Source organism: Zobellia uliginosa (assembly GCF_018860745.1).
Classification (GTDB): Bacteria; Bacteroidota; Bacteroidia; order Flavobacteriales; family Flavobacteriaceae; genus Zobellia; species Zobellia uliginosa_B.
The window spans coordinates 68,475-80,351 of sequence record NZ_JAHKPY010000014.1 but is presented as its reverse complement, the minus strand read 5'-3'; the positions used below and the strand labels follow the sequence as shown (position 1 = coordinate 80,351).

Annotated in this window: 7 protein-coding genes; 2 read left to right on the top strand and 5 right to left on the bottom strand. The window is 36.9% G+C overall.

Annotation, left to right across the window (positions count from 1 at the left end; genetic code table 11):
* The first annotated feature begins 45 nt into the window (after nt 1-45).
* Nucleotides 46-2,724 (top strand): TonB-dependent receptor, encoded by a 2,679-nt coding sequence (locus tag KO521_RS15285; protein WP_215940782.1) that lies wholly within the window; start codon nt 46-48, stop codon nt 2,722-2,724.
* A gap of 71 nt (nt 2,725-2,795) precedes the next feature.
* Here the strand turns inward: KO521_RS15285 and KO521_RS15280 are convergent, their stop codons facing one another.
* The 4 genes from KO521_RS15280 to KO521_RS15265 are packed head-to-tail and all read right to left on the bottom strand — an operon-like array spanning nt 2,796 to nt 9,475.
* The gene (locus tag KO521_RS15280) at nt 2,796-6,302 is read right to left on the bottom strand and encodes an efflux RND transporter permease subunit (RefSeq protein ID WP_215940781.1); all 3,507 of its coding nucleotides are present in this window, start codon (nt 6,300-6,302) and stop codon (nt 2,796-2,798) included.
* Nucleotides 6,292-7,476 (bottom strand): efflux RND transporter periplasmic adaptor subunit, encoded by a 1,185-nt coding sequence (locus KO521_RS15275; protein WP_215940780.1) that lies wholly within the window; start codon nt 7,474-7,476, stop codon nt 6,292-6,294. Before KO521_RS15275 ends, KO521_RS15280 begins: the two co-directional genes overlap by 11 nt.
* Nucleotides 7,477-7,507: 31 nt before the next feature.
* Nucleotides 7,508-8,869, bottom strand: a complete 1,362-nt coding sequence (locus KO521_RS15270) for a TolC family protein (RefSeq protein WP_215940779.1) — start codon at nt 8,867-8,869, stop codon at nt 7,508-7,510.
* Nucleotides 8,870-9,475, bottom strand: coding sequence for a TetR/AcrR family transcriptional regulator (locus KO521_RS15265; RefSeq protein ID WP_215940778.1), 606 nt, complete (start codon nt 9,473-9,475; stop codon nt 8,870-8,872).
* Nucleotides 9,476-9,721: 246 nt separating this feature from the next.
* On the opposite strand from KO521_RS15265, the gene KO521_RS15260 reads away from it, so the two are divergent.
* Entirely contained in the window at nt 9,722-10,696 is a 975-nt protein-coding gene (locus tag KO521_RS15260; RefSeq protein ID WP_215940777.1) for a polyprenyl synthetase family protein, read from the top strand.
* On the opposite strand, the gene KO521_RS15255 is transcribed toward KO521_RS15260, so the two are convergent.
* Nucleotides 10,693-11,844, bottom strand: coding sequence for a lycopene cyclase family protein (locus tag KO521_RS15255; RefSeq protein ID WP_252730083.1), 1,152 nt, complete (start codon nt 11,842-11,844; stop codon nt 10,693-10,695). The genes KO521_RS15260 and KO521_RS15255 overlap by 4 nt on opposite strands.
* Between the last annotated feature and the right edge of the window lie 33 nt (nt 11,845-11,877).

The window sequence follows — 11,877 nt, the reverse complement described above, 5'->3', positions numbered from 1 at the left end:
TCTTGATTAACTTGGTAGGAAAATGATTAATTCAAAACATATAAAATGAAGAAAGCTTTACTTAAAAAGTTATATTTCCTTGCACTTTTAATACTGCCGATAACGATATTGGCCCAGGAAACTATTACAGGAACTATTATCGACCAAAATGGGGAGCCTCTTCCTGGTGTTAACGTCGTTTCCAAAGGAACCATGAACGGAACCACAAGCGATTTTGATGGAAATTACAAAATTGCAATTGATAGTTTTCCTGGGGTTTTAGTTTTCTCTTCAATAGGATTCAACACTAAAGAGGTAAAATTTGCTGAGGCAGGAGAAGTAAATGTAATTTTACAAGAAGGAGTTGCACTTGATGAAGTTATTTTAGTGGGTAACAGATCGAAGCCTAGAACAATGTTAGACTCCCCTGTTCCAATTGACAATATTGGGGTGTCTGAATTACGTAATACTGGGCAGCCTACCATTGATAAAATGTTAACGTATAAAGTACCTTCGTTTAATTCAACTACACAAACCGTTTCGGATGCTACAGCTCATTTTGACCCTGCGGATTTGAGAGGCTTGGGGCCAAGTAGAACTTTGGTCTTGGTTAATGGCAAAAGAAAGAACCAAAGTGCTTTGGTTTATATCAATGATACACCTGGTAAAGGTGAGGTGGGTGTGGACCTTAAGAGTATACCTGCCGCCGCAATTTCTAGAATAGAGGTTTTGAGGGATGGTGCTTCTGCTCAATATGGTTCGGATGCAATTGCGGGTGTTATTAATATGGTTTTGAATAAGAATGTTGAGTATACTACTGTTAATGTTACATCTGGTATTACATCTGAAGGAGATGGATTTAAGCTTGGTGCAGATGTTAATACCTCTATTAATCTTGGTGATAATGGTGGGTACTTAAATTTGACAGTAGGTTATTATCAGCAAGAAGAAACGAACAGAGCTGGTACTCCAGGGGATGATGTTCTTTTTGGAGTTGCGGCAGATGACCCCACATGGTCTTCTTGGTTATCTGCTAACTCAGATTTAGGTATGACTGTTGGTCAACCTAAATTAAACAAAGCGGATATCTTTATTAACGCAGGGGTGCCATTCAAGAATGGGAAAGGTGAGTTTTATACATTTGGAGGATTCACGTATAGAAAAGGAAAGAGTTTTGCCTTGTACAGACCTCCTTATTGGATAGCTGATCCATTTAATTTGCTTCATGAAGCTGGTTCAGAATATCAAGGTTTTCAACCAACTTTTGAAACAGACGTTCGAGATAATAATGCTACAGTAGGGGTGAAAGGAGAGGTTTTAGGTTTTAATGTCGATTTGAGCGGTACATATGGTAGAAATGCTATTGACTATGAAGTTAACAACAGCCTTAATGTTGATTTAGGAGCAAATAGCCCAACTTCATTTGATGTAGGTGCATATTCGTTTAGCAATACACTTGCTAATTTAGATTTTTCTCGTATTCTAGGTCAAGTGAGTATTGCTTTTGGAGCAGAAGTTAAAGAGGAACGTTTCACGGCGGAAGCTGGTGAGCCTGCATCATATTTTGGAGGTGGAGCACAATCCTTTCCTGGTTTGCAGCCTGCAAACGCCATTATTGCCAAAAGAAGTAATTATGGTGTGTATGGAGATTTAGAGTGGGAGCCAACGGAACAATTTTTGATTGGTGGTGCAATCAGATATGAAGATTTCAGTGATTTTGGAGATAACGTTTCTTGGAAGGTGAACGGAAGATATTCTTTGGGAGAAAAAGGGGCGTTAAGAGCTTCGTATAGTACAGGTTTTAGAGCACCTTCTTTACATCAGATTTACTTAAGTAATATTCAAACATTAGTATCTGGAGGAACTATTTCCAATCAAGGTACATTTAACAATGTTGATCCCGTAATTAGAGAAGGATTGGGCGTGCCACAATTGACTGCTGAAACTTCAAACAATATTTCTGCGGGTTTAACATTTGAACTAATCAATAATTTTACTGCCTCCTTGGATTTCTATAATGTTAGAGTAGATGACCGAGTACTTTTTACTGGAGAAATCGGTAATGATGGAGATGATACCACAACAAATCCAATAGAACAGATTCTTGATGATAACAGTATTACAAGTCTCAAATTCTTTGTGAATGCGGTTAATACAAATACCTCTGGTGTGGACATTGTTTTGAACTATCGAAATATAAAAATAGGCAGTGGTGTACTTTCCGCTACTTTGGCCGCCAACTTTAATGAAACAAAAATAGAAGGGCAAATTGATACACCACCTTTATTGGCTGCAAATGATTATATTATTTTTAATAGAAAAGAGCAATCAAGGATAACATCGGCGAGGCCTAAAAGTAAAGTCTTACTTGGTCTTGACTATAATATCGGCAAATTTAATGTGGCTCTGAATAATACATATTTTGGAGAGGTTAGTTGGAGCCATTCTAGCAACGGGCTTAACGGAGCAGATTTAGGAAATGGCCCTTTACCTACTGATGATGCTGCTTTTGATCAAACTTTTGGAGGTAAGGTCATTACAGATTTGATAGTTGGGTACGATTTCAGCGAAAAAATTTCAGCATCACTTTCTATTAATAATTTGTTCAACGTATATCCGGATGAAATTGATACTAAAGGTGACTTTGTTACTGATTTAGGAGGTAGATTTAAATATCCTTGGGAAGTAAATCAATTTGGATTTAATGGTACAGTAATTAACGCAGGAGTTACCTTTAAACTTTAAAAGATTTACAAATTTGAATAAACAAAAACCCCGCCAATTGGCGGGGTTTTTCCATGGAATAAAACCACATTTTAAACAGTAGGTTCTAAGCTTTTTTCTATTGTTCCTGGTCGTTCCTTTTTTCTTCCCCATACTGCAATTTTTATTCTGTAGGTAATATTGAACAACACCGGTACAATAATTAATGTTAGGAAGGTTGCTACTATCAATCCAAAAATAACCGTCCATGCTAATGGCCCCCAGAAAACAACATTGTCACCGCCCATATAGATTTTTGGATCAAATTCAGAGAACAATGAGAAGAAATCAATATTAAGACCTATTGCTAACGGAATTAAACCTAAAACGGTGGTAATAGCAGTTAGAATTACGGGACGTAATCTTGCCTTGCCACCTTTTGTAATGATTTCAGTTACCTCTTCTAAAGAAATTAAATCTTTATCGTTAAGACCCAATTCTACTTTCTTTCGATCAATAAGTATTTGGGTATAATCTAGGAGGACCACCCCATTGTTCACAACAATACCTGCGAGCGAAATAATACCCATCATGGTCATCATAATAACAAAAGACCATCCAGTAGCAATCAATCCGCCAAACACACCAATGAAGCTCAAAAAGATAGCAATCATAATGATAAGTGGTTTGGAGATACCTCCAAATTGGAAAATTAGAATCAACATAATCAATCCCAATCCAGAGAAGAATGCACCTACCAAGAACTGCATTTGTTTATTTTGTTCTTCAATCTGACCGGTAAAGTCAATCTGTACATCTTCAGGAAGCCCCTTAAAATTATCCATCTCCTTTTGGATTTCCGCTACAATGGCACCTGCATCACTAAAACCAGGTTTTAGCTGAGAATATATGGTTACAACTCTTTTCTTATCCTTATGTTTGATGGCGCTAAATCCAGATGAATTTCGTTGTTTGGCTACTGCCGAAACGGGAATCTCTTTTATCTGACCATTTGAAGGATCTCTAAAAATGATGTTCTGATTGAATAAGGCATTTTTGTTATATCTAATATCCTCATTGAAACGAACATTTATGTCGTAATCATCACCATCAAGCTTGTATACACCTGCTTTTTCACCAAACAGCGAACGTCTTAATTGAAGTCCCACCTGACCTACGGAAACACCCAGTTCACCAGCTTTCTCTCTGTCAACAACCACCTGCATAGAAGGCTTGCTCTTGTTTACATCGATTTTTAATTCTTCAATACCGGCAACATTTTTTGTGTTGATAAAGTTTCTAACATCTTCAGCGGTATTGATCAACTCCGTATAATCCTTACCTTCCAGTTCTATATTTATCGGGTAACCTGCCGGTGGACCGTTGGCCTCTTTTTCAACTGAGATTGCAACACCAGGGTATATTCCGGTAAGTGCCTCTTGTATCTCCCCACGAAGCACTTCAGTGTCGCGGCCATCCCTGTATTTATACTCTCGCATAGATACCGTTACCTTTCCACGGTGCGGCATTTCTGCCGAAGAACCACCATCCGTTTGTGGGTTCCCTGCACCTTCTCCCACCTGCGAGACTGCGGATTCTACCAAATAGTTATAATCACCATTAGTATATTTATCTTGATTGGCAACAGCAAAAACCCTAGCTTCAATCTCTTTGGTAAGTTTGTTGGTCTTATCTATTGCTGTTCCTTGAGGATATTCGATATAGGCATAAATCTCGTTTGGTTTGTTATCCGGGAAAAACTCAACTTTAGTACGGCCACTACCCAAAGATGCTCCAAAAGCCATAAAAACACCAATTAATAAAAGGAAGGTGATTCCAAAATACCAATACACGTTCTTACCTCGTAATGAGTGTGCGATTCGTCTTTCGTACCAATTCTCAAAACGTACCATAGCACCATTTTGGAAGCTAATAGCCCATTTTTTCAAAGCATATTTATATACCCAGAACATGATGGCCGTTAAAATCATTACGGATCCTAAACCACTCATTGCCCCTCCAAAAATTAAGATAAATAGACCAAAACCACCTAATATGGTACTGATTCTAATTAACTGCTTTACTGTAAGTTCTTTTTCGCCAATTTCCATAAACTGGGAAACTAACATAGAGTTCATGAAAATTGCAACAAAAAGTGAAGAACCAAGAACTACAGATAAGGTAATGGGGAAGTAAATCATAAACTGCCCAAAAATACCAGGCCATAAACCCAAAGGCACGAATGCCGCTACTGTAGTTAATGTTGAGATGATGATAGGAAATGCAATTTCACCAATACCTTTTTTAGCAGCTTCGGTACGGGACATACCTTCGCTCATTAAGCGGTATACATTTTCGACTACAACAATACCGTTATCTACCATCATACCCAGACCCATGATCATCCCAAAAAGAATCATCGTGTTCAGGGTATAGCCAAGGTTGTTCAATATCATGAACGACATAAACATGGACATAGGAATGGCAAAGCCCACGAAAAGAGCATTTCTAAATCCTAAAAAGAACATCAGTACCGTTACCACTAGGATAATACCAAAAATGATATTATTCACAAGGTCATCTACCTGATTCAAAGTTCTTCCCGAAGAATCATTGGCAATGGTGATGTTCAGATCAGCAGGAAAATAAGCTTCCTGTTCCTTTTTAACGATTTCCCTTACTTTCGTGGTAGCTTCGATCATGTTTTTCCCAGAACGCTTTTTAATGTCCAACATAACCACACTTGTACCGAATTCACGTGCAAAAGTGGTTTTTTCTTCTTCGGAGAAAGTTACCTGGGCAATGTCTTTTAAATAGATTGCCCCATTTTCTGACTTTACGACAAAATCGTTCAGTTCCTTTGGATCTTTCACTTCGCCCAAAATACGAATGGTGCGCCGCTGACCTCCGGAGAGAATGTTACCCGCAGACATAGTGGAATTACCGTTGCTTACCGCGTTAATTATGTCCTGAAAGCTAACTTTAGAAGCCATCATCTTATAGACATCTACTGCAATCTCTACCTCTTTTTCTTGTGCACCACGAATGCTTACCTCCTTGATCTCCGGAAGGTCCTCAATCTCATCTTGTAAATACTCCGCAAATTCCTTTAATTTTTCTACAGGATAATCTCCTGTAAAATTCACGTTCATAATAGGGAACGACTCCGAAAGGTTCAGGTCAAAAACATCAGGTTCAACTTTGGCGTTATTAAAAGTGGGCCAATCTTCACTGGCCTTTTCGCTATCAACTTCGTCTTTTATTTTCTGTTTTGCTTGTTCAACGGATAACTCCTCATCAAACTCAACCGTGATGATAGAATAATCTTCCTGTGAAGTTGAGGTTACTTCTACCACGTTACTTACGTTCTTTAAACGGTCTTCAAGTGGGTCTGTAAGTAATCTTTCTACATCTTCTGCCGTGTTACCTGGGTAAATGGTACTGATGTAGATTTTGGTCTCTACAATTTCCGGAAAATCCTCGCGAGGCATCGCAAAATATGATTTTAGCCCTAACCATAAGAATATGGCAATCATAACGTAAATGACGGAAGGGTTGTCTATAGCCCAAGATGAAAGGCTAAACTCTTTGCTAGCATTTTTTTGCTGTTTACTGCTCATCGGTCTCGTCATTTAGAATTTGAACCTTCTGGCCATTTTTAACACTTCTGGCACCTTCTTCAATAATATAGTCTCCATCACTTATCCCTGATAAAACTTCAATTTGACTTCCTTGTGTTTTACCGGTCTGAATAATACTCTTTTTCAAAATCGCTTCATTCTCACTACCATCTAATTCGGCAATAAAAACGTATTGGTCTCCTTCAGCATTTTCCGATATGATACTTTGTGGAATAACAATGGCATTCTCACTTGTATAATCATTTATATTCACCTTTGCCGTAAGGTTGGGTTTTATATTTCCTTTTTTGTTTGGAACGGGAATTTCAATGGTAAAGGCTCTATTGCTAGGATTGATGAAATTACCGGTCTGTCTAACTTTTGTAACTATTGTATCGCCTAAAACAGGAAAGTATACTTTGGCTTCTTTTCCAACTTTAATACCATCTAAATAGGTTTCCGGAACATCTACCTCAATATACATATCAGAAAGGTTTACAATACGAAAAACCTCAGAGTCTGGACCTGGAGAAACTACTGTGCCTTGATCCTTGATAACATCATCTATAATTCCTGAAAAGGGTGCTCTAATAGTGGATTTTCCTAATTGACTCTGTGCTTGTTTGATGGCATCTTCGGCAGCTTCGTAATTGGTTTTCGCTGACAAATACTCTATCTCAGAACCTATTTTTTGTTCCCACAAACGTTTTCTACGCTCAAAAGTAGTTTTGCTAAGCTCGGCCTGAGTTTTTAGTTGAGATAATTGACTGCTCATACCGCCATCATCTATTGTTGCCAATAGTTGACCTGCACTTACTCTTTGTCCGTCTTTAACATAAACACGTTGTAAAGTACCGGACATTTCAGGATATACAAGAACGTTTTGTTTAGTTTTGACATTTCCTTGAAGCTCTAAGAAATGATCGAATTTTGCCGCTTTAGCAGTTACGGTAGTTACTAGAGGCAACTTTTCATCGCGACTCATGGTGCTAATTACAGAATCAAGTTTTTGAAGTTCGTCTTCAATAGATTTCTGTTGTTCGGAAAGTTCACTTTTTTTAGCTCGGATACTCTCTAAATCTCCCTGCGCAATGACGTCATTAACAGATGCGTCCTTCCCACCACAAGCGGAAAAAAGTAGGGCGGTAGTTGCTAAGAATAGTATTTTTTTCATCGTAATAAGTTTGTTATGTTATTTATCTTAATTACTTAAGATTAGAATTGGGTTCGTTTATAATGACCTCTAAATCGGTTTTTTTGTTGATGACTTCTACCATAGATTGCAGGTAGCCTTGTTGTGCATCATAGAGCTGGGTTTGTGCCTGGCGAAGCTCAAAGCTGCTGGCAATACCTTCAGAATATTTAATTTGGTTTTTGTTTTCGATACGTTCCGCCAAATCTAAATTTTGCTTTGCTGTTTCATATTCCTCTATGGCAAGGATATAATCGCTTTTAGCAGATTCTAGTTGAAGCCTTATAGATTCTTCCGCTTCGGAAAGTTGGGTTTTGGCTTTTTCCATGGCAATTTTGGCTCTTGCAGTACTTGCAGAACGTTTACCGGAACTAAACAAAGGAATAGTAAGGTCAACGCCTAATATTGAAGAGTCAAACCAGTCTTGCTCACCTTTAAAAAAACTAAAATCATTTGAGTAAGCAGCAGTACCATAATTAAGAAAGGTATTTAAGGTTGGTAGGGCTCTACTTCTTGCCAGCTTCCACTCATAATACCTTTGTTCAGTAAGATTCATGGCCAATTTATAATCTACATTGTTAGCCATATCAAAATCTACTTCCATTAGGCCAAAGTCAATTTGAGTTGTGGTAAGATTATCTAGATTCTCTTCCAATTTAGTAGGAGCATCAATAGCAATACCCATTACAAGGTTTAGCATTTGGCGAGTTATATTTTCAAGTCTAATGGTATTCTTCAATTGGCTTTCTACAGATGATAGCGTAATTTGTAACTGCTCAACACTTTCTTCGTCACCAAGTCCGTTTTCATATAGTTTACTGGTCTCAAAAAGATTTTTATCCAATACGGCCTTATTCTTTTCTAGAATGGCCACACTTTCTTGAGCTAGCAGCACATTACCATATGCTTCAACCACAGATTTTCTAACCTCCTGGTCCATTTTCTCTTCATTATTGACACTATAACTCAAAAATGCCTTTGTTGCCTGTACACCAACTATATATGAGCCATCAAAAATCTTTTGGGTTAAAGTGGCAGTTGCCGTAGCAGACTGAGCTTGACTAAAGATTACATCTGTATATGTTCCGGGTTCGCCACCAAAAAATTCTGCGGGAATTACGGTTACAGGTTGCTTTAATTGATTTTGATAGCTTACCGATCCGTTAATTTGCGGAAGTCCGTCTGCAATAGTTTCCCATTTTTGTTTTCGGGCATCCGTAAGGTCTCTATCTGCATTAATTGCACTGTAATTGTTTTCTAAAGCAAATGCAATAGCTTCTTCCAATGTAAAACTGTACGTTTTTTCAGGAGGGTCTTGGGCAACTGAAAGTACAGTTGTAAGCAAAGCCATGGTTGTTATAAATAGGTTTTTCATTTATTCATGATTTGAATTTATAATTTCATTTAAAACTTTTCTTCCTTTAGGCGTAACAATTCCTCTTAAATGGTATTCTAGATAATAGTCCATTAAGGCGTTGGATGGAAACTGTTCTTCTGGAAATAATTGATAGTCCTTAATACTGGTTATACCAGAAAAATATATCCGGGAGATAAATTCAATATTTAAATTTTCTCTGTATATCCCGTAATCGATACCCCTCTTTATATTATTTACCACACACGCTTGCATTACTCCAAACTGTTTAGCTTTTAGTGTATTATGAATTTTTGGATAATACTTTTGGAGCTGATATTGCGGGGAAGACTTTTCTCCCTTTAGATGAATCATTACAAACTTTTTAATGTCGTAAAGCTCTTCGATAGGATCTTTGTGCAGCGAGCAAATTTGATTTATACCTTCGGATATTTCACAAAAAAGATTGCCGGTACATTCTTGAACTAATGCAGTTTTATTTGCATAATGGGTGTAAATGGTTTTTTTAGATATTCCCATTTCATGGGCAAGATCGTCCATAGTAACACTCTTGAACCCTAAAGTCAAGAACATGTTTGTGGCTTTGTCTAAAATTTTTTCTTTCATAGAAGCGTCAAAGATAAGTTGGAAACTTTAAAAACATTAAAAGTTTCCAAAGTTTTACAATTTTTTAACATACCGTTATTATAGTTTAGCTTTTCTTTTTTTGGTGAGTTATATTTTATTGTTCTTGTTTGTCCATTCCGCTAATTGATGTGAATGCGATGTATTTTTTATTGGTTATTTTTTACAAAATCCTATAAAAGCATATTCTTTATTTAAATGGTCTTATTTTTGAAAAAATTTCCTTGAATGCATTCCATAGAATTTTACCGATCAGAGTTTATATCGTTTTTAGAGCAAAAGGCAATTAAAAAAGAGCCAAAGAACCTATATAGTCCTATTTCCTATATTTTAGGATTAGGAGGTAAACGCTTACGACCCGTACTCACATTATTATCCGCTGAAATATTTGAAGCTGATTATAAGGTTGCGTTAGATGCTGCTTTAGCTGTAGAGACGTTTCATAATTTCTCTTTGGTTCATGATGATATAATGGATGATGCGCCTTTAAGGAGGGGAAAATCCACTGTGCATGAAAAATGGGATATTAATACAGGCATTCTTTCTGGTGACGCAATGCTTATTACTGCATATCAGCTATTTGAAAATTATGATGGAGACACTTTCAAGAACTTGGCTAAACTTTTTAGTAAGACCGCATTAGAGGTCTGTGAGGGTCAGCAATATGATATAGATTTTGAGGAAAGAGATGATGTAACTTTACCGGAGTACCTTAAAATGATAGAATATAAAACTGCTGTATTGGTAGCTGCGGCTTTGCAAATGGGTGCGATTATTGCTAAGGCATCGGAAAAGGAGCAGAGTGAAATCTATAATTTTGGATTGAATCTAGGTCTGGCGTTCCAATTACAAGATGACTATTTAGATGCCTTTGGGGATCCAAAAACTTTTGGTAAGCAAGTAGGAGGTGACATTATTGAAAATAAAAAAACGTATTTGTATTTAAATGCTCTAGAATTAGGTTCGGAAGTGCAGCAGAAAGAATTGTTGGATATGTATTCTATTCAGCCGAAAGATCCTTCCGCTAAAATTGAAACTATTAAAGAGATTTTCAATCAAACCGGTTCTGCGGAGTACACCCAAAAAGCAATTGAAGATTACACGCAACGTGCTTTTAAACTTTTAAATACACTTGATATCTCTGATAATAAAAAAGAAATTCTACATGATTTTGGAGAAGGGTTAATGCGAAGGAGGGTTTAGATTAGCCTATTAAACAGAGCCTTTAAGAACAGCGTAGTAGGACAAGCAGATATGAATTTTAAATCTTCAAAAAGGGAAGTTTGTTCATCTAGGAATTTAAAAATTAATTGGGGTGGGCACTTCTTGAAAAGTGATTCAAATATTTGGTGCCCTTGACCATTTCTTTTGGCTAGGACATCTAGAAATAGCAAATCATAGAACCAAAATCTATTTTTAAAGCTTAACTCGTTTAAAGGTTTACCGGTTTTTAGGAATGAAATCAATACGGGAATTTTCTTTGAAGTACTCATAAAAGTATAACCCGTACTAGGTTTGGCCCACCCACCAGCAGTACCTATATAGCGTAAGTTTTCAGTGTGATGTTCATTAAAACTATATGCGGTCATAGGTATACTTCCTTTTTCTATTTCCGTAATTTCGTAACTGCCACATTTTAATTTTTTCTGAAGGTAGTTGGCTAAGGCATCTTCATACTCTTCTTTTGAAAGGCGTTTTTCTGAAAAGAGGGTATATTCTACTAAGGCTTCGTTTTCAGAAAAAGGAAGGATGTACATGAAGCGTGTATTTCCTTTTTGTTGAACAGAAAAATCCATGTAGGTGGCTTGATCTGGATTGAAAACGGGTTTTTCGGTTTTTATGGTCCACCCTAAAAAATGCTGTTGTAATACTGGATATTTTTTCTGGTGGGTCGCCATTTTGTAATCGAAGATACTGTTAAAGACTTTGGATGCGGAGTAATTGGCATTAGTTGTTTTTACTAAAATTTTTGAGCCTTTTTCTTTGACATTGAGTACTTCTTGTTGCCTATAGATAACGTTTTGGCTGTCTTTCAGTGTTTCAAAATAGGTCTTGTAAAAATCTATTCCCTGAACCATTTTGTATTGATAGGGGGCAATGGCATAATCTTTAGAGAAATTTTTACTTCCAAAATAAATATGATTCCATGTTTTAGAAACTATAGAATCAAACTGGCCTTCGCCTTTTTCCCAAAAACACCAAGTTCTATCATTTGACGTTTTTGCATCTTTATCAAGCAGTAAAATAGATTTTTTTGAAAAGAAGTCATCATTTACCATTGCATTAGCAAGCATTAATCCTGCAGCTCCTGCACCTATGATGATATAGTCAAAATGTGTTGTCTTTTCCAAAAGCTGAATATGGTCGTTACTTTTTCAAAAATA